Consider the following 25,522-nt stretch of genomic DNA (forward strand, 5'->3'; position numbering starts at 1 on the left):
CCCGCTTACCTGCTCAAGTTAATCCGGTAGTCAAATAATTCCTGCACGTCCGGGCGCAAATTATGGCCGATCATGACCACGGTCTGATCGCTTTTTAGCAGTGACTTGATAATCTTGGTACTAGCCTTGCTGTCGATCGCACTAGTTGGTTCGTCTAGCAGCAATATATCTTGTCTTTTTAACTCGGCTCTTGCCAAAATAATTTTTTGTCTTTGACCGCCAGAAACGTTGGGGGTGTCGAGGTTGATTGTCGTGTTTACGCCTTGGGGAAACTTGGCCAGATCGTCAGTTAGTTCAACCGAATCAATCACCTTGTTTAGCTGACTTTTGGGATAGTGCCGAAACATTGTCACGTTATTTGCAATCGTGTCAGGGAAAAGAATGCCGTCCTGAGCCACATAGCCAATCCGTCTATAGTTGGGCGCAGTCACTTCACCCTTTTCATTGTAATATTCAATGGCGCCCGCCGCAGGCCGCAACTTGCCCAAGATGGCCTTAAAAAGGGTTGACTTGCCGGTGCCCGAGTCTCCACTAAGCAGGACTTTGTCGCGGGCCTTGATTGTGAAGTCCGGATATTTTATCTGGTGGCCCCCGTAATTTATCACCAATCCCTTTACGCTGATGGCAGCGGGAGAAGCGTCCTCCTCATTATCCGTCTCAGCATCCTGGGTCAACGCGTGCAGTTCGGTGCGCAGGTCTTTGGTGGCCTTTATCTGCGTGATGGAATCAATTACGTCCCACAACTCATCAAAAATTGAAGAGGCAAAACTACCCGCGACAAGCCAACCACCGAGGTCTAGCTGGTGGTTAAAGAAGAGCAGGCCGCCCCAAAGGATAATGCCGACCTGACCAATTGAATTGCCTAATCCGTTTAGTCCGTCTGCAATGCTCAGGGCCTTTTGCTTGTCTTTGCTGGCAGCGGCAAGAGCGGCACTGTCCTGCTTAAGCGCACGCTGCAGCCGGTTGACTGCATGATAGCGGCGCAGCACGCCCAGTCCGCTGAACCAGTCAGCAACCGTCTTTAAAAAGACGGCGTTTTTCTGGGAGGCTGCCCTAGTTGCGCGTGCGGTGATTTTGAGCTCAACTGCGGCAGAGCGAGCACTATGACACAAGTGACAACTGTCGCTATGACCAGCGTCCAGTGCATGGAAAACAACACGCCGATAGACATCAGGAGCATCAAGCTGCTGCTCAGGATAAGAATCCACGGCTTGGCGTATTCATCCGTCAATATCTTCATATTATTATTTAAAATGTTCTGCATTGCGGCAACTTCGCCACCGCCATCGTGGTAATAACGATGAATAATCTTGTCCCTGAGGACATGGATATACTGCTGTATCTGCTGGTTAAACAGGTACGTGCTGATAGCTAAGAGCAAGCTGCTCACGATGGCAACCACGATTTCAACGGTGCACCAGTATAAAAAAGCTGCCAGGTCGTTACGTGTTAAGGCGTTTAGGGCGTACCTAGAGAGGTAAGCCGCTGCGGTCCCTGTATAAGAGTAGACAACATAAATAATTAGCAGCAGGCTTCCCCGCAACAGGTTGACTTTAAACAGGTTCTTAAGTGTCATTGCGCTTCTCTTTCGGTAAAATTAAAAAACTACCGCCATATTTTAACATAAAGCGGTAGTTTTTTAAAAATAAATTATTTTGCTTTTAACTTAGCAGGCTATTGTCAACCCCACAAGTGGGAAAACGCAACAAAAAGCATAAGCGTGCATGCTAGTCTCACCTACTGCTTCAAGCAAATATTTTCCCGAGTTTTTCAGTGTTATTTACGGTAAAAATCATCAAAGACCGTCACTGGCAGGTGGCGCTTGTGCTCACTCTTGCGCCACAAGTCCTCAATCCTGGCGGCCGCATCGTCTGCCACCCTGCGGCCCTCAAGGTAGTCGTCGATGTCCTCGTAGCTAACGCCGAGTGCGGCCTCGTCGGGCAAGCTCGGCTTCTCCTCTTCAAGGTCGGCCGTCGGCTTCTTCATGTATAAATGCGCGGGACAGCCTAAAATTTTGAGCATCTGCTTGCCCTGCCGCTTGTCCAGACGGAACAGCGGCGTCAGGTCAGCCGCCCCATCGCCGTACTTGGTATAAAAACCGGAAAAGTTTTCGGCCGCGTGGTCGGTGCCGACCACCGCGCCGCGGTGCGCGCCCGCAATCGCATACTGCACCACCATGCGCTGACGGGCCTTGATGTTGCCCTTGTTAAAGTCGCTAACCGTCTGGCCGGCCGCATTCAGGCTGGCCACCAGCGCATCAACGCCTGGCTTGATGTTAACAAGGAGGTCCTGATCGGGCTCCTGGAAAGCCACGGCGTCCGCCGCGTCGTCGGCATCGGCCTGCACACCATAGGGCAGGCGCACGGCGATGAACTGGTAGGCATCATCGCCCGTTTCCCGTCGCATCTCCGTGACCGCCATCTGAGCGAGCTTGCCCGCCAAGGTTGAATCCTGTCCGCCGGAAATCCCCAGCACATACGTCTTCAAAAACGGGTTGGCCTTCAGGTAGTCCTTCAAAAAGTCAACCGACCGCCGAATTTCCCTTTGCGGGTCAATTTCAGGCAGCACGTGCTCGTAGGCAGCTATTTCTTTTTGTAAAGGTCTCATGCGTTAAACCCCCTTTTCCTAATCGTGCGCCGGATGTCTTGAATCAAGTTCATCTTGCTGTCATACAGATCTTGCGAGAGATCAACCGGATACTCTTGGGGATTGAGCATCCGCTTGTACTCATCCCACAGGCCGTCCAGGTTTGCGGCACAGAAATTCTTGATGTCAATAAGCGCGGGCTGGTCATAGGTCAGCTTGCCGTCGCGGAAGATCTCCTTCAGCAGCGGTTCGGCAGCATAATCCGTCACCACCTTGTTGATGTAGGTGTACTGCGGGTGGAACATGTACAGCGAGTCAAACTTGCGCGGATCGATCCCACTGCGCGCGACCCAATCGCCCTCGTTCTTCTTCTGCGTGTTGGCCCTGATCCGCCAAACCTGCTTTTTGCCCGGCGTGGACACCTTGATTGCATTGGCCGAAATCTTCAGCGTATCGCGCATTTGTCCGTTTTCATCTTCGACCGCGACCAGCTTGTACACTGCACCGAGGGCGGGCTGGTCGTAAGCGGTGATGTACTTGGTGCCGATGCCCCAGACGTCAATCTTGGCCCCCTGCATCTTCAGGCTGGTGATGGTCGTTTCATCCAGGTCGTTCGAAGCATAGATTTTAGCAGCGGGGAAACCGGCGTTGTCGAGCTCGCGCCGGACCTGCTTGGAGGTGTAAGCCATGTCGCCGGAATCAATCCGCACGCCCTGAAAATTGATTCTGGAGCCCATTTCCTGGGCCACCCTGATTGCGTTGGGCACGCCGCTCCTGATTGTGTCGTACGTGTCAACCAAAAACACGCAGTCGCGGTGCGTTTCGGCGTACGCCTTAAAGGCCTCATACTCGCTGCCAAAGGCCTCAACCAAGGAGTGGGCATGCGTACCGGAAACCGGAATGCCAAACAGCTTGCCCGCCCGCACGTTGCTAGTGGAATCAAAGCCGCCGATATAGGCTGCCCGTGCGCCCCACACGGCAGCATCGGCTTCCTGGGCCCGCCTAGTGCCGAACTCCATCACCTGGTCACCCTGGACGGCTAGTTTAACCCGCGCGGCCTTGGTTGCCAGCAGCGTTTGGAAATTGACGATGTTCAAAATTGCCGTCTCGACTAGCTGGCACTGGGCCAGCGGACCCTCGACCTGGACCAGGGGTTCGTTGGCAAATACGAGTTCGCCCTCGCGCATTGAGCGCACCGTCAATTTCATTTCAAAGTGGCGCAGGTAGTCAATAAAATCATCGTCGTAGCCGACCTCTTCCTTCAAGTAGCGCAGGTCGCTTTCCTTAAACTTCAGGTGCTGCAGGTACATAATCACATGCTCCAAGCCCGCAAAAACGCAGTAGCCGTTGCCGAAGGGTTCACTCCGGTAGTACGCCTCAAAGACGGCGTGCCGGTCGGCAATCCCCTTCTTAAAGTACGTGTACATCATATTGAGTTCGTACAGGTCCGTATGCAGGATAAGCGAATCTTCCTGGTCTAGTTCTTGATAAAACATGATATCCTCTTAACTTAGTTCTAACCAATTCTGTTATATTATAACCGCTCAGGACCGGTTAGACAATCAATCAACGTGCACAAAGCCCCGCGTAGACCCGTACAATGGTGGCTAGCTGCCGCTGCAGCGAAAAGTTTTGGGCCACGTAATCTTTTTCACGAAGGGCCATCTTCTCTCGTTCACCTGATGGCGTGGCCACGGCTCGGCGAAGTGCACGTGCAATGTCATCTGCATCACCAACACGCGCAGTAAAGCCGTGCCGAGCGTCCGGGATCAGCACCTCAATGTCGCCCACAGCAGTGGATAAAAGCGGCAGCAGGTTGTCGCTGGCCTCCAGCAAGACGAGGGGAAAGCTCTCGGAATAGGACGTTAGAACCGCCAGGTCCATTTCCCGGTACAGTTCAGTCAGCTGCGGCTGCGTCATGTGCCCCATAAAATTGACCTGCGGCCCCAGGCCGAGCGCCTGAGCCACCTCCTGCAGGTGCGCCAATTGCGTTCCCGCACCCGCAACGTACAGGTGGACGCTGGGGTTGTTGAGCTTGTTCAGCGCCTGCAGCAGCAATTCCTGGCCCTTGACCTTCTCGGCCCGGGCAACGTTGACCAGGTTAAAGTACGGGTGGGCAATTTTAGGCGCAAGCGCGCCGTTTCCGTGGAAAAAGGTGCCGTTATAGATCACGTGCACCCGGTCCGGCTCAACGCGGACCTTGTCCGTCACCAGCCGTGCAAAGCGCTTCGTCACGGCAAAAACGCCGTCGGCCTTCCTGAGTGCAGCCAGGTTTGCTGCTGTGAAAATACGCCCTAAAAGCCCGCGCCCCGCGAAGTCCAGGTAGGGGTCGGAGTGCACGGTAACGCACCACTTAGCGTTAACCCGGCGTCTGATCAGTGCCAAAAACAAATTGGCGCGGGGGCCGTGGGTGTGCACAACGGCGTAATTGCCCTGGTTGACAAACCGGACCAGTTGTTTGAGCGCACCCAAATTGTAGCGGCTGGTAGCCCCCAGCACGCGGACGCGCAAGCCGGCCTTCCTGGCAGCAGCAGCCACCGGACCCTCCGCAAGGCAGAGCAACGTAAAGTCCTGGCCCGTAATTTGGGCCTCTTTTAGCAGGTTGATGATGTGCGTCAACCCTCCGCCCGTTTCCAGGCCAGCATTGACATGCAAAATTTTCATGGTTGTCCCTTCTTTCCCCTTACGCGGTACACTTCGAGCATAAACCGGGGCAGGATCATCACCCGCTTAATGCGCCGCGGGTTCCTCAGCAAGCGGTAGAGCCACTCCAGGTGGGCCGTCTGCCAGAACTGGGGTGCCCGCTTAACCACCCCCGCAAAAACATCGAAGCTGCCCCCGACGCCCATCATCAGGGCGCGCAGATTGTCCCGGCGCAGCAGTGCCAGCAGCTGCTCCTGGCGTGGCGCGCCCAGGGCCGCAAAAACCAGATCAGGCGTCGCCCGTTCAATCTGGTAGGCAACGATATCCAGGTCCTCTTTAAAGTAGCCGTCCTGCGCCCCGACGAGCTGGATGTTGGCGTACTCGTGCTCAACCTTGTCCTTGACGGCGGCAAGCACGTTGGGCCGGGCCCCAATCAGGTAGACACGCAGCCTGCGCTTATTAGCCAGCTCCATCAGCCAGGAAAAGAGGTCATAGCCGGGCACGCGCTCCTTAAGCGGCGTTTTCAGTATCTTGGCGGCCTTGACGATGCCAATGCCGTCGGGCGTAATGTAGTCTGCACGGTGGTTGAGAATCTTCATGAACTCGGGATTTTCATTGGCCTCCATCACTATTTCCGGATTTGCCGTAACGATTAAAGTTGAGCGGTGCTTGTCAATCCGCCTGCTAAATGCCGTTTGAAATTGCTGAAAACTTTTGTTATCAAAATCAACGCCCAAAACATTCACTTTGTCCATGATGATCTCTCCTTGTGCTTCATACTTTTATTTTAGCAAACTATCAGGCAGCACGGGAATTGTTTAACCATTTCTATAAATATGATATTATTAACTAAATATTAGGGAGGACCGTCTTATGAAAAAAGTAATCACTTACGGGACGTTCGATCTGTTGCATTACGGGCACGTGCGCCTGCTCAAGCGTGCCAAAGAACTGGGCGACTACCTCATCGTCGGGCTGTCAACCGACGAGTTCAACGAACTGCAGAAGCACAAGGAGTCATACAACACATACGCTGAGCGCAAGTACATCCTGGAGGCCATCCGCTACGTCGACGAGGTCATCCCCGAAGAGAACTGGGCCCAAAAGGCGACGGACATTCAAAAATATCACGTCGACACCTTTGTAATGGGCAGCGACTGGGAGGGCAAGTTTGACTTCCTGAAGTCATGCTGCAATGTCGTCTACCTTGAGCGCACGCCCGGAATCTCCACCACCAAGATCAAAAACGACCTCAAATAAAAACTCTGAACCAACCGGCAAACAAGTGGTTCAGAGTTTTTGTTTTACTTAGAAAAGGTGAATTCAAAGCGGTCCGCCACGTAGCTCGCCCGCGTGTATTCAAACGGCTCGCCGGTTGAAAGTTCGGTCACCTGCAGACGCGTGATCAGGGCCTCGCCCTTTTTGGCATCGAGCAGGCGCGCCGCATTTTCATTAGCGACGGCCGCCGAAATATACTCCGTCACGCGCCCAATCTGGTAGCCGCTTTTTTCCAGCGTCTGGTACAGGTGCGCCGAAATATCGGCCTTGGGCACGTTCACGATTAGTTGGTGGGGAATACTGACCACCTCGTAGCAAATCGGCACTTCATCAGCGTAGCGGATCCGCTCCATGCGCAAAACTTCCTGGTCTTCGGCCAGCTGCAAGCGCTCGCTTTCAGACAGAGACGGCTTGCCGACGCGGTAGGAGATCAGCTTGCTTGACGGGACCTGGCCGTTGGCGTGGGTGATTTCCGTGAAGGACATGATGCCCGACATTTTTTCCTGAACCTTCTGGTTAGCGACGTAAGTTCCGCTGCCCAAGCGCTGTTCCAGGATCCCCTCATCCTCCAGGGTCTTGATGGCCTGGCGCAGGGTCATGCGCGATACCCCAAACTTTTGCGCCAATTGCCGTTCGGCCGGAATCCTGCTGCCAACCTTGTAAACGTGGCGTTCAATGTCCCGCTTAATCTGATTATGGATTTTGATATACATTGGCTCTTTCATTAGCACACCTCACATGTCACTAATTATAGTCAAATTGGTCTAGCTTGTACAATTAAAAACGATTAACTTTTTTGCGTCACTTTTTCTTAGTGGTCCACTTCATGCCCAAGAGGTTGATCCGCGCGTCGCGGCTGCACTCAACCGTAATCGACTTGTCACTGGTGGCAATCACGCTGGCCTGCATCCGTGCCTGGTTCTTCACGGCCAGGTCCGCGCCGTTCGAATTAAAAATCAGGTCGTGGCCCGTCAGGTGCGCCTGGTCGCTGAGCGCCAGGAAGTAACGGTATTCGCTGCCGCCGTTGAAGGTCACCCGGTGGGCGCTGCACGTGGCGCTATCCTGAAAGTCGGCATGATTAACGATAATTGAATTCATCATCGTGATTTTCGCCTCACCGACGGCAACCAAGCGGTCGAGCTGACTGTTCTGAATGATCGCCCGGGGACCCTTGTCCAGGTACACGCCCCCGCTAACGACGCTGCCAACGATGTTGATCCAGGTCTCGTCCGTGACGTACAGACAGGTATCATCAGCGGACAAAACCGTGCTGTTGAGCATATTCAGCCACACCTGCCCCTGCAGCAGCAGCGAATCAACGACCGAATTATTGAGATCCAGCTCGGCGTTGGACTTGTTGAAGGTGTCGATGCTGCCGTGGACGCGTGAGTTGTTAATGATCGCCGTGCCGTGCCCCTCGAGTGCCAGTGCCCCGAACTCATCGGAAACATTTTCAATCGACGAGTCGTTCATCTCCAGGCGAAAGTCCGCACCCTCAAACAGTGAAACGGACCCGTTGATTACCATCGTTGAAAAGAGCTCAAGCGTGACCTTGCCGTTAGCGGCAATCGCTGCGGTATCACCACCAAAGCCCTTGACCACGCAGTTGCGCAGCGTCAGGTACGTGTTGGCCGCGGACGGCACAAACAGGCTGTTGGCATCGTCGTTGGTATTGATGCACAGGTTCTCCAAATTGACGAACTGACTGCCCTGATCAACATTGATGTAACCCAAGATTGTGGTATCTTCCGGCAGGCTGCCCGTCCCCTTGACCGTAACGTCCGCCAAGGTAGTCCCCTGCGGCAATTCGTAGAATCCGGGCTCAAGCAGCAGAACGTCATCGGCTTTGAGGTCTTTGAGTGCCGCGTGCCAGCTAATCTCGCCACCGCCTGCACCTACTGTAATTAGTCTCGCCATAATCTTCCCTTCCTATGAAAAGCAAACTAGCTTTTATTGTACTACCTTTCCACGCTTAATAGTTAAACCAGCACCGATCTTAGAACTAGCGCTAGGACTGCACCACGGTTTTTGTCCTAAAATTTGTGCAAGCCGGTTGCGCTGCCCGGACCGATTACGTGTCCATGTCCATATTGCCCAAGCAAAAAGGCAGCTCAAGCTGCCTTTTATTATTATTCAATTGGGTTAGCTGGATTCGAACCAGCGCATACTAGTACCAAAAACTAGTGCCTTACCACTTGGCTATAACCCAGTGACAATGGAGGAGGGTGGATTCGAACCGCCGAACTCAGGGAGAGCGGTTTTACAGACCGCCGCGTTTAGCCACTTCGCTACTCCTCCGTCATGCACGTTAATTATCTTACCCAAAAACGTGCACAATTGCAAGCCAAAATTTATGCAAAATTACTTCTTATTTTCACGTACGTATTTTTCTAGCCGCCGCAGGCCCTCTTCGATCTGCGCCATCGAAACAGCGTAAGAAAACCTGATGTAGCCTTCCCCGCCCTTGGCAAAACTGGAGCCGGCCGTAACGGCAACGTGGGCCTTTTCAACCAGGTCATAGATAAACTTGGTGTCGTCTTGTTCAAGTCCTGCCGGGATCTTGGCAAAAATATAGAACGCGCCCTGGGGGCTGGCACAGTCAAAGCCCAGCTCGATCAGGCCCTTATACAGGGCATCGCGCCGCCGTTTAAACTCTGCCTTCATCGGCAGGCTGTCGTCCATCCCGTGCTTGAAGGCCTCCTCTGCAGCATCCTGCATCGGTGTCGGCTCGGTTGTGACGGCGGCCTGGTGCACCTTGGCAATCTGCGTCAGGATGTTCTGCGGTGCGCATACAATCCCGATCCGGTAACCGGTCATCGCCCAGGCCTTGGATATGCCGTTCATCAGAATGACCTGATCGTGCAGGGACTTTTCCATCGAGGCGTGCGGCTGGTCGTAGTTCAACTCGCTGTATATTTCATCGCACAAGGCAAAAATCGGCTTATCGCGGATAACGGCAGCCAGAGCATCGAGTTCATCCTGGCTGTACATCACACCGGTTGGGTTAGTCGGGTAGTTCATCACCAGCATCCGCACCCGGTCGCCATACTGGTCGAGCACCCCTTGCAGCTTTTCCGGCGTCAGCTTAAACTGGTCGCTTGACGTGTCGACCTCAACCACGTTGATCGCCGCATTAATCAGCTGGGCGTCACCCATGTACAGCGGGAAGGTTGGCGTCGGCACCACCATCACGTCGCCCGGGTTCATTACCGCCATGACCGTGTCAAAAATTGCTTCGGTCACGCCGTTAGTCACCAGGACCTCGGTTGCCGGGTCATACTTTTGACCATATTTTTGGGCTAAAAAGCTGCTGGCGGCCGCCCGCAATCCCATCGTGCCGTTAGACGGGGCATAGTGGGAGTGATTGGCATCCACTGCTTCTTTAGCGGCCTCCTTGATGTGGCTTGGGGTATTAAAGTCGGGTTCGCCCAGGGTAAATCCGACAACGTCGGGTATCTTGCTGGCATAGTCAGCAAACTTTAAAATTGGATTAGAGGGGGCATCTGCCAGGCCCTTTTTCATGTACTTACTTAAATCAACCATATTTACACCTAACTTTCCACTAATTAACCAAATTATACCTTTACAGCGCTTGTTTTTCTACCATCTTTTTTTAATTTCAGGTTAATTATTGTTGATCTGCCCCTTAGCCCTGCACCTGGTTGCGCAGCTTTATCATTGCCGGAAAATTATTGGTAAAGATGCCCGCAACGTGCTGCTCGAAGTACTTGCGCGCAACCTGCGGATCGTCCACCGTCCAGATGCGCTGGGTAATCGGCTCACACGATGACAGGAGCTTGCCGGGGTGAATACCGGCAAAGTGGTTTTCCTTAATCAATTTTGCCGAGTTGGCCACGTCTTCGTCCGTCAAGTAGCAATAGATTTGCTCGGGCGCAATCTCCTGACAGTTCTTAAGGGTAACGTAGTCAAACGAGGAGTAGATGATCGGGTGCAGAAAGTGGTAGTCCTTGACCATGGCAAGGACCGTTTTTTCAATCCCCGGGTAGTGAATGATGCCCGTCTTAAACTCCAGGTTGATCACAATGTCGCGCCCGTCCAACAAGTCAAATAATTCCCGCAATTCGGGTACCGGCTCACCGTTTGCCAGGTGCAGCCGCCGCAGCTCCTTCAGGGTAAAGTCCTTAATGTAGCCCGTACCGTCGGTCGTGCGGTCAACGCGCTCATCGTGCATTACCACGGGGATTCCGTCACGGGTCAGGTGCACGTCAAATTCGACTCCCTCGGCACCGTTTTGCACGACGCTGCGGAAGCCCTCTAGCGAGTTCTCGACAAACTTTGCCGGGTAGCCCCGGTGTCCAAACACGATGGTTTTATTTTTGCTGCTATTCATAATTTTATTGTTAATGCCTCGACTTAGTTACAAATACGTCAAACATAAATTATAGGGGATATCTTATACCTATTTATTCGATTTGGAAATAGCAACGCACTAATAATTTGCGGCGATCTTGCACACCTGCTGCAGCGACCGCAAAAACGCGCAAAAAAACAAGGCAGTTCAATAAAGAACTGCCTTATTTCGGGTTGGGTGTTCGCGAGAACAATTGGGTTAGCTGGATTCGAACCAGCGCATACTAGTACCAAAAACTAGTGCCTTACCACTTGGCTATAACCCAGTGCCATTGAGCTTTTACTTGCCTGCTCAACAACAAATAGTATAAAAAATTATGTCGCTCAAGTCAAGCTTAAACGCGCTTTTCTACAAGTTGAGTTCGTAGGCCAGCCGTTCGCCGTCCTTCGTCTGGTCAACTTGAACAACGCCCCGGTAGCGAAAGGCTGCACCACTAATCAATCCTTGCATGCGCTGATTGGCCACATGGGTGTCGATGCGAAAATTGGAAATTCCCTGCAGCATCCCGCACGCCAGCAGCTTGAACATGAAATTCTGGCCCAAGTGCTGGCCGCGCAAGTCGCCTCTAACCGCAAAGCGGTGGATAGACGCATACTGGTCGCGGGTGTTGTGCCACCGGCCGGCAATCTGTGCGTAATTGGGATCGGGCGTAGTCTGCAAGACGGCAACGCCGGCAATTTTCTCGTCAACCACCAGGCAGTAAGCCTGGTGGCGGACAATATCTTCTGCTAATAGCGCCTGGCTGGGCTGGCCATTCTGCCACTGTGGACTGCCATCAGCCTTTAACAATTTTTTAGCCTCATCAATGATTGCCATGATTGTCGGCAGGTCATCACTCTGGGCCAACCGCATGTAAATCGACATTTTCACACCTTCGTTTATAAAACCAAAGCAGCCCTTGGCATCAAGTCGCGCTTTTGTAACCATATATTCTATGGTCGAAAACCCTTGTTGTACTTCTTATTATTAACGATGTAAGACGGCACGCTGATAAAGTGCATGGAGCAAATGTTATTTGTGTGCGACATGCTGAAGCCAAAGTAATCATAGTCGCCGTCGTGCTGCGTGCCCTGCGTGTTGAACAGGTCGCCGGCATGCTCCCACTCCATGTATAAGCCCCGGTCACGGCGGCCCTCTTCACCGCTGCCCGTATAGCCAAAAATCATTTGCTTCAGACCAAAGTAGACGCTCTTCTTCAGTTCCGTCATCGACATTGTCTGACTCTGGTTGTAAAAGCCGGCCATGTCCTCGATGTAATTGTCATCAAGGGCCAGCCCATTGTGCTTGCATGCACGCACAATGCCGGGCACGTAGTGGCCATCCTTAATCGTCTTGTTGTCCTTAGCGTACTCCGTCGCAATGTCGGCGGCCAGCTTACGCGTTCCCGAACTATCAACCCACGGAACCAGGTTCAAGTCACTCCTAGCCCCATTGATCAGCCGCAGGGCAAAGGTCGCCAATATGTCAACCTGCTGCGGCGTGACGCGGCGCAGGTCAACCTGCATTTCGTCATCGGCCCTGCTTTCACTAGCCTTGGTGCGGCTAAAGTCGTTGGCCTGCATCCCCTTCATCGCAGCACCAACAAAGGCATTGCTCGGCGTGCCCTGGTAAGCATTGAGCAGCTCGGCCCTCGTATAGCCTGCTGGCAGCCTCAGCTGCGCCTTGACATATGATTTTTTCTTGGCAAGTCTGATTTTTTTAACGTCCTTGGCCAAAATCCAGTGGGCATTATTGCCAATTTTATACGCGGTGCGTTTGTTTTCCCCAATCTTCTTTTTGCTACTATAAGGGTAACGGCGCTTGGGCACGGCATAAAATTTTGAGTGCTTCCCCGATAATTTGTACAGCCGCACCTTTTTGCTAGTCTTTACTTTGACGTAGCCCCTAACCGTTGCGGCAGTGACTTGGTTAGGCTCGTTTAGTGTAAATACTGGAACAGCAGCCAGCCCGATAATAGTAATTATAGTAATTAAGGCAAGCTTAAATTTGCTTTTTTTCATCGATCTTCCCCACGCATAACTCTTATTTAGTGGTTATTGACAACTTCATACCCAATTCTAAAACTTATTAGCACTGAATGCCAATTTTATTAGTCTTCAAGCAAAAAGGGCACTGGCCTGTGTACCATTACCCTTTCTCACTGTTAAATTGTTATTTACCTCAATATGTAGAAAGTAAAATTATTAGTACCAGCCGTTTGCTTCCCAAAATTGCTTAGCAGCTGCCCATGAACCATAGCGTCCGGCAACGTAGTTATCTGCAACCCGTTCCTGGTTGGCAGCCGAATAGTCGCCGCCAAGGTATGAAGACGAAAGCTGATATTTACCGATGTACTGGCCATTCTGTGCACTGTATGAGCCGCCGGATTCATGACTAGCAATCCACGCCTTGGCACCCGACTCCGAATCTGTTACAGGTGCCGCATACGTTTGGTAATCAGTGTTATTACTAGTGACTGCCGCGCTGTTATCGGTAGCAACAGCACCGGCAGATTCAGCCGTAGTGGTCTCGTTCAAGGCGTGGTAGCCCTTGTTGACATACTTGGCCTTGACCCACTGGTTCTTGCCCAGGTCATACCACTTGTGGCCCTTCTTATCGTAGGCGGTTTTAATGACTTTCCAAGAAGAATTGCTTGGTAAAACTTGCCCGGTAGCTTTAGGGTGCTTGTAACTGTTCCAAACCCGGATGCCGTTGCCATCAACGTAGTTTACGGTCACAACTGCCGCATCATTCTCAATCGTTGCCGCATGAACGGTGCTTGTTTTTGCGTCGTTAGCAATCGCAACACCCGAAGCAGATAATGCTGCTACCGTCGCTACTTTAACTAAGATATATTTTACCTTCAAAAAGATTCTCTCCTTAATAAAAATCTGAAATCTTTTATTTTTAGAACTAATTGCGCACTAAAAATCAAAGGCTCCTAACTTGTTTTATTGTCTATATACTACAGTGCCAAAGTTTCAGAATCATAACAGTAATATCACCTGTCCTTTAAGAAAAGATTACTACCATTAAAATAACTGTCACACTTGTAATATCTTGCGTGCGGCCGCAAGCAAAAGGCAAAATCCCGCTTTGACAATGCTTTGCACGGTGTTTGCCTACTACAAGAACGAGTGTTTGCAATGTGCAAACGGCATGGCAAACAGTTTATTTTGTAACATAAATGAAACATTAATTTGTCACTTTTTTATTTTATTACACCAAAAAGTGCTATAGTAAAACTAAGTTTTTTACAGAAAGGATGTTGAAAATGACGAAGTACGAAGTTAAATTAGATGAACAAGACCTGCAAATGATCAAGGATTGCCATTCCAAGAACCCTTCAATCGTGGCCGCGATGAACGCAGCGCAAAAAGTCGAAGAATAATCCTTATCCACGGCTTCCCTTTCGGGAAGCTTTATTAATTATTTAGAGGAAAAAATGACACGACCGGATTTTTCGTCCCAACTAAGCGTGCACGAGTTCAAGCAGTACTATTGGTACAAAACCGAGCTGCAGGCAATATGCCGTGAGTATCACCTACCCGTCTACGGGACCAAGTACGAATTGATGGAATACATCTGCGCGTTTCTCGGCGGCAGACCCGCAAGCGCGGTGCACCCCAAACGCCCAAGAAATAAGAAGAGCACGCTGAAGGCCAGTGAAATCACGCCGGACACCAAGGTATTGACGTCCGGCTTCCGCTTTAATCAGGAAGCGCGGCGGTTCTTTGCCGCCTATTTTGGCGTCGCCAAGTTCTCCTTCCGCAAGACGATGGCCAGCAAGCTGCGTGAAATCGAAGAAAAGCACGACACCGCGGCCACCGTGGCCGACCTCATTGCTGCTTATAAGCAAACTGAGCCCGCTGCCAAGACTGGCGAGGAAGCCACCTACCAGTGGAACAATTTTGTCCGCGACTTTCACCAGGACCCCATCAGCAGGCAATTCAACTCGCCCATGAAGGTTGCGGCCCTGCTCTGGCGGCAGGTGCGTGATTCAGACCAGGAAAAGAGGTACCGGCGCAGCCTCGTAGCCGATAACGAGCAGCTGCTGCGTCGCTTCAGAAAATAGACTTGCACCCTGCCTTGAGGCATCAGCGCGAGTTTATGCACCCAACCACTAAAAAGACGTGGGGGCTGCTTAGCCTCCACGTCTTCTTAGCTTCCCTTTCGGGAAGCTTTTTTTATTTGAAAGAATTGACTTTTCAGATAACAGTGTTATCATAATTCTCACAGCAAGATAACACTGTTACCAAAGGAAAATAAAAATGAAGCAAACAGAAGAACAGCTGGTTAAAAGGGCAATTGCCGTCATTGACCAGCAAAATTATCACAACCTGTCGCTGCGCAAGTTGACCAGGGAAATTGGGCTAACCACCGGCGCCTTTTACAAGCACTTTGCGAGTAAAGAAGACCTTTTGCAAAAAGTCACCGCAAGATTATCGCAAGCGTTTGCCGATAAAATGCCCGCGGCTGGCAGCTCCCCGGAAGAGCAGCTTTTGCAAATCGCGGACTACTTTGTCAAGGAGGCACAGCACCACCCGAATCTGATGGACTTTCTTTTTTTCAATGACCAGGCTACGGCCGTGTTAAAGGAAGCGGACTCCACCACGCCATTTTTGGCAAGAATACAATTAATTATCAAGCAGATCGATTACGCGTCTGATTTAAGCAGCCAAGACTTTTTCACCCAAATCTGGTCCTTTATCCAGGGGTATTCGCTCTTAATCAAGAATAAAGCTGTCACTTACGACCCCGCCCTAGTCCAAACAACCCTAACCCAATTAATGGAAGGACCAAAATAATGCATGCACTGATAATCTACTGCCACCCCTATGAAAAAAGCTTCAACCACGCCGTTTTAACCAAAGTGGAGGCCAACTTGCAAAAGCACAACCAAAAATATCACCTCATTGCCTTGTATGAAGATGGTTTCAATCCGGTTTACGATAAAGAAGAGCTGCGTCTTTTCCACAGTGGCGGCACCCACGACCCACTGGTCAAAAAGTACTTGCAGCTTTTGCAGAATGCGACCACAGTGATTTTTATTACGCCCTTATGGTGGAACAGCATTCCCGGCATGCTTAAGGGCTTTGTTGACAAGGTGATGAAGGAGGGCGCAGGCTTGTCGCACACGACGTCCGTCACGGGCGTTCACGGCGAATTAACCAATATTAGGCACACCTATGTATTGACCACCTCAACGTCGCCTAAATTTTACATTAGGTTTCTCAATGGCAGTGCGATCAAGCGCATCTTTATGGGCCAAACGCTCAAGCAGTTGGGGATGAAGGACCGCCACTGGCTGCACTTCGGCGGAATCACCGTGTCCAAGCTGGCAAGACGGCAAAAATACTTACGGCACGTCGAAAATTGCCGTTTCAAATAAAACACCAAACAAAACTTCAAAGGTTAGTGCAGAAAGACACGCACTCTGCCAAGCCGCTCACGGCGGCGGCCCTGCTACGGCAGCAGGTGCATTAAAAAAGCTTCCTACCATTAGGATAGGAAGCTTTTTACGTTTAGCTATTATTTTTGCTTACTGCGCTTTGAACAGTGCCATAATTGCCTGCGGCGTCTTCGCCGCCCTTAACTCAGCAATAAAGTCCTGATGGGTCAGCAGTTTGGCGGTGTTGGACAGGTACTTCAAATGCTCATCGCTGTCCACCTGCGGAATCAGAAACGAGATTACCGTGTCAATTTTTTGTCCGTCCAGCGAATTCCAGTCAACCGGGTGCTTGAGTTTCAATACCAGCATCGCCGAGTTGGCAATTGCGGGCGACTGGGCGTGCGGAATCGCAAAGCCATCGGTCATTCCCGTCGTGCTCTCCTCCTCGCGCTTCAGGTAAGCCGTCAGAACCTGCTCACGGTCGCTTGCCAAGCTGTTTTTGACGGCCAAGTCGGCCAGGTACTTGAGGGCATCGTCCCGACTGGCAACATCAACGTCAACGACAATGTTCCTGAGTGCCAGAATATTGCCCGGATTATAGGAAGCGGAAGCACTATTGTCTGCATTGCCCGCACCTGCACCGTTAATGCTGTCCGCGCCAGCAGCCAGTGCGGCTGCCGGTGCCTCCTTTTTGGCAAAGCGACCGGCAATCAGGGCCAGCAGGGCGCCTGAAACCAGGGCACCAACGACAATCCACAAAACCCATAAGAAGGGCTTGTTGACCAGCGGCAGGACGATAAAGCCACCGTGGGGCGCCGGAACGCTAATGCGACTAATGTAGGTAAGAACCGAAGCCACGGCCGAACCAATCATAAACGCCGGGATATTCCAGAGCGGGTGCTTGGCTGCGAACGGAATGGCCCCCTCGGTAATGTGGGTTGAGCCGAGCAAGAAGTTAACGTAGCCCGCCGTCTTCTCACTCTTCGAGTAGGCCTTGGGATTGAACAGAACGGCAAAGCCGGTTGCAAGTGGCGGTGCGATACATGCGGCCGAAACGCCGGCCATGAAGTAGTAATTGCCCTGTGCAAGCAGGACCGTGCCGGTAACGTATGCGGCCTTGTTGATCGGACCACCAAAGTCCGCGGCACACATTGCACCAACGATAATGCCGAGAAGAATCGGGCTGGTGTTCTCAAAGCCCTTTAGCCACGCCATCAATCCAACGTTGATGGCCTTGATTGGCGTGTTCAGCCAGTACATGACTGCACCGGCAATTAAAACGCCCAAGACCGGAAACAGGAAGATCGACTTGAGTCCCCTAAACTTGTCGTCGGGCAGGGCCTTGAACAGTTTTTGGAGCATCCAAACGACGACTGCGGCTAGGTAGCCGCCGACAATTGCGCCCAGAAAGCCCCCACCGCCATTAAAGGTAATGAAGCCGGCCGCTAAACCCACGACAAAGCCCGTTCTTTGGGCCAGTGCCTCGGCAATGTATGCACCCAGAACGGGGGCCATCAGGTTCATCGTAGTGCTGCCGACGGTGTTGAGCATCGCCGCAAATTGGTTGTATTCGCCGCTCTTGGGATCGGCCGAGTTAATTCCCCAGAAAAAAGAAATAGCAATCAAGACGCCCCCGGCAACCACAAACGGCAACATGTGGGAGACCCCGTTCATCAATGAGGTGTAGATGGTGTTGCCCAAGCTGGTGCTGCCAGCAGCACCTGAATCCGAATGCGCAGCTGCCTGCCCGTCCTTGTAAACCGGCGCGGCTAGTGCCTGCTTAATCAGGTTTTCTGGCTCCTTCAAGCCCCGTGCAACGGGAACAACCACCAGGCGCTTGCCCGCAAAGCGGTCAGTGCCAACGTCAATATCGGAAGCGACGATTACCGCCTTAGCGTTTCTGATTTCATCATCCGACAAGTTGTTTTCAATCCCCGTTTGGCCGTGCGTTTCGATTTTTATCGAATAGCCGAGCTTCGCGGCCGCCTTTTCCAGGGCCTCCTGGGCCATAAAGGTGTGTGCAACACCCGTTGCACAACCCGTTGCCCCCACTAAATCAAAATCAGCCATTTTCATTCATCCCTTCTTCAACCGTAATCTGCGGTAATAATTTTTCTAGTGCAAAATCAGTCAGTCCCACCCGGCTGGCGGTGTCGCTGCCTGCAGCCACCGCCACTCTGAGTGCTTCTTCAACTGGTTTGTTTTTTTCTAAAAAGGCAATAAAGGTTCCCAGCATCGTGTCGCCCGCGCACGCGGAATTGACCACCCTGATCTGGGGTGCGGTGGCAAACAGGGCACGCTCTGCGGTAACCAGGGCTGCCCCCTTGGCACCACGCGAGACCAGGACATTGGCGCAACCCCCTTGGATTAGCTTGCGCGCCAATTCCACCGTCTTCGCGTGGGTCATTTCTCCCTTAAAGTCAAAGAAAGAAGCCAGTTCCGCGTCATTAGGCTTTAACAGGTAAGGGTGATACGCCAGCGTGTCCAATACCGCCATGTAGCTGCTGTCAACCACCAGTTTAGCGGCCTTTTCCTGCGCAATGCGCGCAATTTTCACCAGGTAGGCGGGCGTGATGCCTTGGGAAAAGCTGCCTGACACCACAACCATATCCCCTTTTTGGAGCGTTGCGGTCAGATAATCCAGGAACTTTCCTTGGACCTCCGGGCCGATTGTCGGACCGGGGTTGACCTCCTTGTATTCGGTGTTTTGGTCAATCACATTGGTAAAAACATTCACCCGTGTCGGTTCCGCGACCCGCAGAAAATTGGTGCTAATGCCCTTCTGCTCAAGACCAGCCGCAACGTAATCAAGGGTAAAGCCCCCGCCGATTCCGCTGGCCACATTGGCTATCCCCAATTTTTGGAGGATAAACGAAACGTTGACGCCCTTGCCGTTGGGCTGTAGTTCGAAGCTTTCGGTCCTATTGACAACCTTGGGTTCCAGCTTTTTTGTTACAATTACTAAATCAATTGCAGGATTCAGGGTTATTGTGTAAATCAAAATTTCTCTTCCTTTCTTGCCTTTTGATCTATTATAAAGATATTATGTGGTAACGTTTTTCCAAAATGATAGCGTTTACCGCGATAAATGGAAAAGCTTTTACAAAAAGAGGTATTTGAATGGCAAATAAAGAACTTAGCACGGCCGAATTGCACCTGTGGAGCATCGTTGAAAACAATCCTGATAAAATTGCCCAGATGTCGATTGTGAAATTGAGCCAGTACGCCCACGTTTCGACCGCCACGATTGTGCGCACCATGCAGAAGATGGGCTACAGCGGCTACACGTCCTACCGTGAGGCGTTGAAGCTCAAAAATTCCTCTGCTTCGACTTTTAGCGTTCTAAACGACGCCGACGACAAGATCCGCAGCGTGATCACCAAGAACGAAATTGAAATGAACAACACCCTGCACAACTTGAATTACAGCACGATCGAGGACAGCATCTCCCTCACGCGGCAGGCCGGCATCGTCTATATTTTTGCCCGCGGACTCTCGGAATCAATCGCACACGAGATGATGGTCAAGCTGCAGCTGACCGGCAAATACTGCGAGTTTCATTCCGATCCCAACATCATCCGAACGATTGCCGGCAAGATCAAGCGCGACGCCGTGGTCATCTTTATTACCCTCAACGGTGAAACGGAGGAACTGGTCGCGGCGGCAAGGACATTGAGCAAAAACGACGTTCCGCTGCTTACGTTTACGACCAATTCTGCCGGGAGCATCCTGCCTTTTTCCACCCTGTCGTTTGTCGGCTACCAATCCAAGACCAACTACTTTCCCGAATATGAAGTTCGTTCGCGCCTGCCCCTGCAGATCATGACGCGGATCTTCAGCGATGCTTATTCTGTTCGCTCCGGCTTTTATAAGAACGAATAAAAAAGCCTTCTATCTGATATAAGATCATAGATAGAAGACTTTTTACTTGGACTGATTTATTCAACGTCTAACTTATCGCGCCATGATTTTGCACCCTTGAGTGCAGCGTTCAAGTTCTCGATGTTTTCCTTGCCTTTGGTTGCAAGCCACTTGCGTCCGGCCGCTTCGCTCTCAGCAGCAAACGGCTTGATTGCTGGTTTCCAGGTAGCACGACCGCAGAGGACACCATTGAAGTCGGCACCAACTGCTTCCGCCATCTTGATTTCGGCAATAAATTCTTCGCTGGTTACGCCGGCCGATAAGAAGATGTACGGCAGGTCAGTGGCTTCAGACTGTCTCTTCAAGAGCTTCTTGGCCTCGTCCTGCGTGTAAACAACGTTATTATCGCCATTGAAGCCTTCGACATAGCTCAGATTGAAGGGAATTTCAACCTTTAAGACGGTCACGCCGTATTGCGGTTTTGAAAATTCCTTCATCGTTTGCAGAACCTTGTCGGCCTTAACCTTGGCAAATTCCTCGCTCTTGGCGTCGGCAATGTTGGCATCGTAGGTCAAAACTTCCAAAAACAGCGGCAAATCATTGGCCTTAGCTTCAGCACCAACTCGTTCAACGAAAGCCTGCTTCTTGTCGTTAATCTCCTGCCCCTCATCTGGGTCATAGTAGACTAAGAACTTGATCGCATCGCCGTCTTCATTCTTAATCCTGAGACCAGACTGGTCAGCAATCAGATCTGGCATTCTGCCCGGTTCAGTCGTGTCATAGCCGGTCTTTTCATAAGAAAGAAGCAAGCCGCAATTCTTGTCCCTAACTTTGGTAGCCGGCAAGCCATACTCCGGATCAGTCAGGATCGATGAAGCATACGGCGTTAGTTCACTTGAAACAGCCTTTTTAAAGTCTACGATGGTTGTTTCGTCAGCCGGTTTGTTGGCAGCCGCAGCGAGCATCTTCTTGAGTGAGCCCCGTTGATCAATCGCCAAAGCACTGATGATGCCGTCTTTAGTCGACAAGTTTTCCATATGTTTTGCAACTGTGGAAGAAATTGTTCTCATTATAAATCTCCTTTAATATTCACTTTAATCGCACAATCCTTATTATATACTCCTGGAGGGTGCTTTTAAAGGAAAAACAGGGCTTTTGTACAGCTTTTCACAACTATACTGATTATCAAAAATGTTTACAAATGTTCAACTAATAATGCGGGTAAAAAGCAAGCCTACCCCGTCGAGGATAGCCCCCTAATCCTCTAGCTCCATCAGATTTCAGCGTCTGGGGACTTGACGGCAATCTCAATGGCATTTGCCTCCCGTGGTTCATATTCCTTGGACTGCTGGTTAACCAGCATTTGGTCCTTAAGCGCAAGCGTGATCGTTTTTTTGCCCGTTGGCCGCAGCGCCCTAAAGGTAATAGTGGCAATCGTGCCGCTGCCATTCAGGCGGGGAGCATCGCCCTTGTTGCCATAAAAGACCAGAACATCATTGCTGTTGTCTGAGTGCTGCTTGCTTTTAGCAAAGCTTGCCATGTTCGCGGTCATGTCGCCCTTTTGAATGCCAATAAAGGACAGCTCAGCGGCATTATAAGGAATCCGGGCCGACAGTGCGTTCACGTTACGCAAATTGCTGCCGCTAACCGTGATCGTGATTATGTCTCCTGCTTGGTACAGCGCCTCATCCGCTACAATAGCCAACCTGCCTTGCGGCATGATTCTGCCGTTTGCGCTGTTTGCTAAAGAATCGCCCAGACGGGTCAACACGTAGTTAATGTCGAATGCGTCAATCATTCCGTTCTGATTGACGTCGCCCTTTTCAACGTAACCGCTAAAATCGTTGTCCTGGAGTCGCGTTTCACCGGCATAGTTGCGCAATGCAAGTACGTCATTCTCATCAATTATCCCATCTTCATTAATGTCCCCAGGAAGAAGGGTGCTCGTGCCCTCTTTTTGGTATAGCAAAAATTCTTGGCCCGACACAAAATTATTAACCGCACCATTTGCGGGAATTGTAAACTTCACCCAATATGCTGTCGTATCCGGAGCAAACGTGATCTCCTTGGGCGTGCCATCTTTCGGCCACTTTGATGCACTGCCTGCATCCCGCCAATGGATACCGTCAATGCTGGTGGTGATATTCAGGGCGGTAATCGTCCCGTTCCCACCGTCAGGACGCGGAATATAAACGAAGCGCTCCAAGGCAGTGATGCCATCAAGGTGCGTCGTAATTGTCATCGGGGTGGCAATTTGCTTTGTCTGCAAGAGGAACCAGTTAGAATGCGCAACACTGCCCAAATCGCGGTCAAAGAGATTCTTGACCGGTTGATCCGACTGCCAGTCGGCTGCACCCTTAATGTTTGAATCCGTGTCAACATATGTAATCTTAACCGCATTTTTGAGCACATCTGCGCTCGACTTATAGGCTTTGACTTTGCTCCAAGGCGAGGCTGCCGTCGCCATTACCGTCTGGACCTGGAAAGTGTGCACGGTGGCCGGCTTGATGTTCTCCAACACAAAGTTAGTCCCTTTGATGTTTGTGTAAAGAATTCCATCTACCAGCAGGTTATAACTCTGACTGCCACTGACTGGCTGCCAAAAAAGCACGATTGAGGTGGGCGTCGTTCGGGCCTGGTCCTGCTTTAAACCCGTGGGCGGCAGAACCGTTTGATTCACGAGCGGAAGCTCATTCACCGGCCGCGCCGCTTGGTCCACCCCTGTCAGGGTTAGAGCAACCGCATTCTGGCTAACATCAATCGGGGCAAGCTTGATGCGCAAAAACGTCTGCTTGAGTTCATCTCCCCCGTCCTGCAAATAGGGATTGGTATGATAATTTTGGTCTAAAAAGTAGGCATTGCTTGCTTGCTGGAACGCATTACGATCGCTTGCCTGCTGCAGGACAACCGCCCTTGATCCAATCATGCACTTAATCGTGGTCGGGACCTTCTTCATGCGAATGTCGAATTCGGTTGTTTTCTGCGTGTTCATTCCATCATACGTGCCCGTAGTCGGGGCAACGTTAATACTTAATTCTGCCCCCTGCAAAGCACTCGTAATTTGGGTCTGCGCATACCGGCCAGCCTGGTATTGTGCAGAAATGCCATCATCTTCATAGAGGGTAAAGGCGCTCGTTTTGCCCGGGTAAATCTCAAAGCGGCGCTGCTGATTAAGCCGCTGATATTCCGCCGGCGTGTTGGTCGCTGGCGCTACCGGTATGATTGCGCCCACCTTGACGAACACGGGCAGTTTCCACAGCGGCGCTGCAAAGTTGTTAATAACCTGCCCCCCGCAATACTCTTTACCAGTATAGTAGTCAATCCAGATCTGCTTTTCATCGGGCAGATAGATACCATTGCGAATATCATTGCCTGCACTGTCCGCAGCCGTGTCCTGGTATATGGGGGCAATCAAGAAATAATCGCCCCATAGGTACTGGTATTTAACCAAATCGGTATAGGCTTCAGAATAAGCGGGGTAATCTAAGAACATGGCCCGAATCATTGGCTTGCCCGCAAAGGATGCAGCGGCCGCAATGCTGTAGATATACGGCATGAGCATGGTCTTTTGCTTTAGGTATGCACGATTAAGGCTGGTTGTGCGTTCGTCAAAGGCAAACGGGTTCTTAGGATTGTAGCCCCAGCCGTCCATGTTGAGTTGGATCGGCGTAAACGCCTTCCACTGGTAGTCGCGGGTATTTACCACCCGATTTTTGCCGCCAAAAATGCCATCCATGTCAGAAGCAACGTTAGGCTGACCTGAAAGTCCTTCGCCAATATAAGTGGGAATCTGAAAACGGATGTATTCCCACTGACCGCCCGTTTCGTCCCCGGTCCACACTGCGGCTGTATTCTGGGTGCCAGCCCAGCCGTCAAGCGTGATGATGAACGGGCGCAGACGATCGCCCTTAATCTTTTTAATCATGGCCGCCGCGCTCTGCGTAGCATTAAGACCAAAAGAATAACCGTTGCCTACCCATGCTACATCAGTTTTGAGTGCGGTAACGCCCGCCTCGATTTCTTGTTCAAAGTCGCGATCACTAGGCTGGGGGTGGACTGGATCGACCGGCATGAGATTTTGCTGAGTCCATAAGCCCACTTGAACTCCCTTTGAATTTGCATAGTCAATAAACCGGGCTAAATTTTGCAGGTTGCCAGCCAACGTGGCGGTTTGGCCGTAACCAGCGCCATAGCCGTCATTGGGCAAGAACCAGCCGAGCGGCATATCATGATCCAAATACTGATCAATCATCGCCCGCGCGCTGAGCAAGTATGCCGTTTTCCCCGCTTCACCGTTTAAAGTCTCCCTGATTGCTTTGTCCTTTAGGTCGGCGGGCAATGAAGCCGGTTGGTATTCTTTATAATATTTTCCGTCCGGATATTCAATTGCGCCGGGACTATCTGCCGACATTTCTACCCAATAATCACGATTATATGCGTTTAAATGCGCCTCGTAAAAACCAAAGAGCGGGATCAGCGGCGGCAAGCCGGTTAATTTTTGATAAGCGCGAATTATTCCGTAAGTGGAATCCGCAAAGAAATAAAGCGCATCGAAGCGCGTCTCATTATGCGTTGTCGAAACCGTGCCCGCTGAAGCGCTATCAAAATCATAGCTGCCCGGGCTAAAGGTATGGCGGAGAACACCATAGCCTGCAGAAGACCAGTAAAAGGGGTTGGGCGAAGCCACCCCACGGTCCACCCAGTCATTGGTGTTGACAATTCTGATTTTCTGACCGGTTAAATTGAACCGCCCATTCTGGGTGCCACCGCCAAAGTAATTGCTGTTGGCGCTGTCTTTAAGCGTCTGGGTAGCATCCTTAGCTGTAATCCGGATTGGCTCTGCCTCTTGCAGCAGCACCTGCTTGCCCCTGTTGACGCTCATCGTGCCCGCATCTTGATAAAAGCTGATGTCAATTGCGCCTGTCGCTAATTTCCAGCCCGTTTCCGTTTTGGCAACAGTGGTGGCGGCCAGTCCAGCAGTTCCGTAGCCATCGACCGCCAAAATGTGCGCATTTAAGTCCGCCTCTGACTGTTCTGGCTCTGCATAATTCATAGCAGGATCAATGTAGTAGCGAAACACCGTGGGACTTAGGACGTAGAGCCTAGCCACGCAGCCATTGGAATAGCCAACTTCAACGTACTTTTTTCGTTTGAAGACACCGGTAATTGTTAATTTAGCAGCACTGCCAGCACTTTCCCCGCCAGCATTTTGACGACGGTCAGCCTGATTTTTAAAATTATTCGTATTAATAACGCTTACTCCTCACTTTTTACTATGTTATTTTTCATATTATAAGCAATTATATTTCAAATTACCAGCCTAATAATGCGACTAATCCATAATAATATTGCACAGAAAAAGTTGTCCACCCACTTAAATAATAATTTAATTTTTAACCGCTTACTTTTAA

At 51.2% G+C, this 25,522-nt stretch carries 22 protein-coding genes and 3 tRNA genes; 5 read left to right on the top strand and 20 right to left on the bottom strand.

What is annotated here, in order from left to right; all coding sequences use genetic code 11:
* Positions 1 to 5 precede the first annotated feature (5 nt).
* The 6 genes from AC2JF8_RS07675 to AC2JF8_RS07700 all read right to left on the bottom strand — a co-directional run bounded on the left by AC2JF8_RS07675 (position 6) and on the right by AC2JF8_RS07700 (position 5,984).
* A complete protein-coding gene (locus tag AC2JF8_RS07675) occupies positions 6 to 1,112 on the bottom strand; it encodes an ATP-binding cassette domain-containing protein (RefSeq protein WP_500762498.1) in 1,107 nt (368 codons plus the stop codon).
* Positions 1,022 to 1,576 (bottom strand): hypothetical protein, encoded by a 555-nt coding sequence (locus AC2JF8_RS07680; protein ID WP_500762500.1) that lies wholly within the window; start codon positions 1,574 to 1,576, stop codon positions 1,022 to 1,024. The genes AC2JF8_RS07675 and AC2JF8_RS07680 overlap by 91 nt, the downstream gene beginning before the upstream one ends.
* Positions 1,577 to 1,776: 200 nt before the next feature.
* Positions 1,777 to 2,607 carry an NAD(+) synthase gene (gene nadE, locus AC2JF8_RS07685; RefSeq protein WP_500762502.1) on the bottom strand — a complete coding sequence of 277 codons (831 nt, stop codon included), beginning with the start codon at positions 2,605 to 2,607 and terminating at the stop codon, positions 1,777 to 1,779.
* Complete coding sequence (locus tag AC2JF8_RS07690; RefSeq protein ID WP_500762504.1) at positions 2,604 to 4,082, bottom strand: nicotinate phosphoribosyltransferase; 1,479 nt, start codon at positions 4,080 to 4,082, stop codon at positions 2,604 to 2,606. The genes nadE and AC2JF8_RS07690 overlap by 4 nt, the downstream gene beginning before the upstream one ends.
* A 70-nt stretch (positions 4,083 to 4,152) precedes the next feature.
* Positions 4,153 to 5,250, bottom strand: coding sequence for a glycosyltransferase (locus tag AC2JF8_RS07695; protein ID WP_500762506.1), 1,098 nt, complete (start codon positions 5,248 to 5,250; stop codon positions 4,153 to 4,155).
* The gene (locus AC2JF8_RS07700) at positions 5,247 to 5,984 is read right to left on the bottom strand and encodes a WecB/TagA/CpsF family glycosyltransferase (RefSeq protein ID WP_500762508.1); all 738 of its coding nucleotides are present in this window, start codon (positions 5,982 to 5,984) and stop codon (positions 5,247 to 5,249) included. Before AC2JF8_RS07700 ends, AC2JF8_RS07695 begins: the two co-directional genes overlap by 4 nt.
* Before the next feature lie 118 nt (positions 5,985 to 6,102).
* Here AC2JF8_RS07700 and tagD point away from each other — a divergent pair, with 118 nt between their 5' ends.
* The gene (gene tagD, locus AC2JF8_RS07705; protein ID WP_500762510.1) at positions 6,103 to 6,489 is read left to right on the top strand and encodes a glycerol-3-phosphate cytidylyltransferase; all 387 of its coding nucleotides are present in this window, start codon (positions 6,103 to 6,105) and stop codon (positions 6,487 to 6,489) included.
* A gap of 44 nt (positions 6,490 to 6,533) precedes the next feature.
* On the opposite strand, the gene AC2JF8_RS07710 is transcribed toward tagD, so the two are convergent.
* From AC2JF8_RS07710 to apf, 10 genes are all read right to left on the bottom strand, one after another.
* A complete protein-coding gene (locus AC2JF8_RS07710; RefSeq protein WP_500762512.1) occupies positions 6,534 to 7,232 on the bottom strand; it encodes a GntR family transcriptional regulator in 699 nt (232 codons plus the stop codon).
* A 76-nt stretch (positions 7,233 to 7,308) separates the two neighbouring features.
* The gene (locus tag AC2JF8_RS07715) at positions 7,309 to 8,424 is read right to left on the bottom strand and encodes a hypothetical protein (RefSeq protein WP_500762514.1); all 1,116 of its coding nucleotides are present in this window, start codon (positions 8,422 to 8,424) and stop codon (positions 7,309 to 7,311) included.
* 220 nt (positions 8,425 to 8,644) lie between these two features.
* Positions 8,645 to 8,716, bottom strand: a tRNA-Gln gene (locus AC2JF8_RS07720).
* Between the two features lie 7 nt (positions 8,717 to 8,723).
* A tRNA-Tyr gene (locus AC2JF8_RS07725) sits at positions 8,724 to 8,805 on the bottom strand.
* A gap of 63 nt (positions 8,806 to 8,868) precedes the next feature.
* Positions 8,869 to 10,050, bottom strand: coding sequence for an aminotransferase class I/II-fold pyridoxal phosphate-dependent enzyme (locus AC2JF8_RS07730; RefSeq protein ID WP_500762516.1), 1,182 nt, complete (start codon positions 10,048 to 10,050; stop codon positions 8,869 to 8,871).
* A gap of 103 nt (positions 10,051 to 10,153) precedes the next feature.
* On the bottom strand, positions 10,154 to 10,858 hold the full coding sequence (locus AC2JF8_RS07735; RefSeq protein WP_500762518.1) for a glycerophosphodiester phosphodiesterase family protein: 705 nt from the start codon (positions 10,856 to 10,858) through the stop codon (positions 10,154 to 10,156).
* A gap of 214 nt (positions 10,859 to 11,072) precedes the next feature.
* Positions 11,073 to 11,144: transfer RNA gene (locus tag AC2JF8_RS07740), tRNA-Gln, on the bottom strand.
* An 83-nt stretch (positions 11,145 to 11,227) separates the two neighbouring features.
* Positions 11,228 to 11,743, bottom strand: a complete 516-nt coding sequence (locus AC2JF8_RS07745) for a GNAT family N-acetyltransferase (protein WP_500762520.1) — start codon at positions 11,741 to 11,743, stop codon at positions 11,228 to 11,230.
* 68 nt (positions 11,744 to 11,811) lie between these two features.
* On the bottom strand, positions 11,812 to 12,879 hold the full coding sequence (locus tag AC2JF8_RS07750) for an SEC10/PgrA surface exclusion domain-containing protein (protein ID WP_500762522.1): 1,068 nt from the start codon (positions 12,877 to 12,879) through the stop codon (positions 11,812 to 11,814).
* Between the two features lie 183 nt (positions 12,880 to 13,062).
* Positions 13,063 to 13,725, bottom strand: a complete 663-nt coding sequence (gene apf, locus AC2JF8_RS07755; protein ID WP_500762524.1) for an aggregation-promoting factor — start codon at positions 13,723 to 13,725, stop codon at positions 13,063 to 13,065.
* A 578-nt stretch (positions 13,726 to 14,303) separates the two neighbouring features.
* Between apf and AC2JF8_RS07760 the strand changes: the two genes are divergently transcribed.
* The 3 genes from AC2JF8_RS07760 to AC2JF8_RS07770 all read left to right on the top strand — a co-directional run bounded on the left by AC2JF8_RS07760 (position 14,304) and on the right by AC2JF8_RS07770 (position 16,250).
* A complete protein-coding gene (locus AC2JF8_RS07760) occupies positions 14,304 to 14,933 on the top strand; it encodes an SAP domain-containing protein (protein WP_500762526.1) in 630 nt (209 codons plus the stop codon).
* Between the two features lie 196 nt (positions 14,934 to 15,129).
* Positions 15,130 to 15,666 (top strand): TetR/AcrR family transcriptional regulator, encoded by a 537-nt coding sequence (locus AC2JF8_RS07765; protein ID WP_500762528.1) that lies wholly within the window; start codon positions 15,130 to 15,132, stop codon positions 15,664 to 15,666.
* Complete coding sequence (locus tag AC2JF8_RS07770) at positions 15,666 to 16,250, top strand: NAD(P)H-dependent oxidoreductase (RefSeq protein WP_500762530.1); 585 nt, start codon at positions 15,666 to 15,668, stop codon at positions 16,248 to 16,250. Before AC2JF8_RS07765 ends, AC2JF8_RS07770 begins: the two co-directional genes overlap by 1 nt.
* A 150-nt stretch (positions 16,251 to 16,400) precedes the next feature.
* Here AC2JF8_RS07770 and AC2JF8_RS07775 read toward each other — a convergent pair whose 3' ends face one another.
* Positions 16,401 to 18,320 carry a fructose-specific PTS transporter subunit EIIC gene (locus AC2JF8_RS07775; protein ID WP_500762532.1) on the bottom strand — a complete coding sequence of 640 codons (1,920 nt, stop codon included), beginning with the start codon at positions 18,318 to 18,320 and terminating at the stop codon, positions 16,401 to 16,403.
* Positions 18,313 to 19,251 (bottom strand): 1-phosphofructokinase, encoded by a 939-nt coding sequence (pfkB, locus tag AC2JF8_RS07780; RefSeq protein ID WP_500762534.1) that lies wholly within the window; start codon positions 19,249 to 19,251, stop codon positions 18,313 to 18,315. The genes AC2JF8_RS07775 and pfkB overlap by 8 nt, the downstream gene beginning before the upstream one ends.
* 119 nt (positions 19,252 to 19,370) lie before the next feature.
* Between pfkB and AC2JF8_RS07785 the strand changes: the two genes are divergently transcribed.
* The gene (locus tag AC2JF8_RS07785) at positions 19,371 to 20,132 is read left to right on the top strand and encodes a MurR/RpiR family transcriptional regulator (RefSeq protein WP_500762536.1); all 762 of its coding nucleotides are present in this window, start codon (positions 19,371 to 19,373) and stop codon (positions 20,130 to 20,132) included.
* Between the two features lie 56 nt (positions 20,133 to 20,188).
* Here the strand turns inward: AC2JF8_RS07785 and AC2JF8_RS07790 are convergent, their stop codons facing one another.
* Both AC2JF8_RS07790 and AC2JF8_RS07795 read right to left on the bottom strand, forming a co-directional pair.
* Positions 20,189 to 21,181, bottom strand: a complete 993-nt coding sequence (locus tag AC2JF8_RS07790; protein ID WP_500762538.1) for a tagatose 1,6-diphosphate aldolase — start codon at positions 21,179 to 21,181, stop codon at positions 20,189 to 20,191.
* Positions 21,182 to 21,384: 203 nt separating this feature from the next.
* Positions 21,385 to 25,221, bottom strand: a complete 3,837-nt coding sequence (locus AC2JF8_RS07795; protein ID WP_500762540.1) for a TIM-barrel domain-containing protein — start codon at positions 25,219 to 25,221, stop codon at positions 21,385 to 21,387.
* Between the last annotated feature and the right edge of the window lie 301 nt (positions 25,222 to 25,522).

This window comes from Lactobacillus sp. CA30L (genome assembly GCF_059900845.1).

What these genes read in the sequence shown, in the direction of transcription:
- AC2JF8_RS07680 (WP_500762500.1), bottom strand. Translation starts at nt 1,576, where the DNA reads ATGACACTTAAGAACCTGTTTAAAGTCAACCTGTTGCGGGGAAGCCTG.
- nadE (WP_500762502.1), bottom strand. Translation starts at nt 2,607, where the DNA reads ATGAGACCTTTACAAAAAGAAATAGCTGCCTACGAGCACGTGCTGCCT.
- AC2JF8_RS07690 (WP_500762504.1), bottom strand. Translation starts at nt 4,082, where the DNA reads ATGTTTTATCAAGAACTAGACCAGGAAGATTCGCTTATCCTGCATACG.
- AC2JF8_RS07695 (WP_500762506.1), bottom strand. Translation starts at nt 5,250, where the DNA reads ATGAAAATTTTGCATGTCAATGCTGGCCTGGAAACGGGCGGAGGGTTG.
- AC2JF8_RS07700 (WP_500762508.1), bottom strand. Translation starts at nt 5,984, where the DNA reads ATGGACAAAGTGAATGTTTTGGGCGTTGATTTTGATAACAAAAGTTTT.
- tagD (WP_500762510.1), top strand. Translation starts at nt 6,103, where the DNA reads ATGAAAAAAGTAATCACTTACGGGACGTTCGATCTGTTGCATTACGGG.
- AC2JF8_RS07710 (WP_500762512.1), bottom strand. Translation starts at nt 7,232, where the DNA reads ATGAAAGAGCCAATGTATATCAAAATCCATAATCAGATTAAGCGGGAC.
- AC2JF8_RS07715 (WP_500762514.1), bottom strand. Translation starts at nt 8,424, where the DNA reads ATGGCGAGACTAATTACAGTAGGTGCAGGCGGTGGCGAGATTAGCTGG.
- AC2JF8_RS07730 (WP_500762516.1), bottom strand. Translation starts at nt 10,050, where the DNA reads ATGGTTGATTTAAGTAAGTACATGAAAAAGGGCCTGGCAGATGCCCCC.
- AC2JF8_RS07735 (WP_500762518.1), bottom strand. Translation starts at nt 10,858, where the DNA reads ATGAATAGCAGCAAAAATAAAACCATCGTGTTTGGACACCGGGGCTAC.
- AC2JF8_RS07745 (WP_500762520.1), bottom strand. Translation starts at nt 11,743, where the DNA reads ATGTCGATTTACATGCGGTTGGCCCAGAGTGATGACCTGCCGACAATC.
- AC2JF8_RS07750 (WP_500762522.1), bottom strand. Translation starts at nt 12,879, where the DNA reads ATGAAAAAAAGCAAATTTAAGCTTGCCTTAATTACTATAATTACTATT.
- AC2JF8_RS07760 (WP_500762526.1), top strand. Translation starts at nt 14,304, where the DNA reads ATGACACGACCGGATTTTTCGTCCCAACTAAGCGTGCACGAGTTCAAG.
- AC2JF8_RS07765 (WP_500762528.1), top strand. Translation starts at nt 15,130, where the DNA reads ATGAAGCAAACAGAAGAACAGCTGGTTAAAAGGGCAATTGCCGTCATT.
- AC2JF8_RS07770 (WP_500762530.1), top strand. Translation starts at nt 15,666, where the DNA reads ATGCATGCACTGATAATCTACTGCCACCCCTATGAAAAAAGCTTCAAC.
- AC2JF8_RS07775 (WP_500762532.1), bottom strand. Translation starts at nt 18,320, where the DNA reads ATGGCTGATTTTGATTTAGTGGGGGCAACGGGTTGTGCAACGGGTGTT.
- AC2JF8_RS07785 (WP_500762536.1), top strand. Translation starts at nt 19,371, where the DNA reads ATGGCAAATAAAGAACTTAGCACGGCCGAATTGCACCTGTGGAGCATC.
- AC2JF8_RS07790 (WP_500762538.1), bottom strand. Translation starts at nt 21,181, where the DNA reads ATGAGAACAATTTCTTCCACAGTTGCAAAACATATGGAAAACTTGTCG.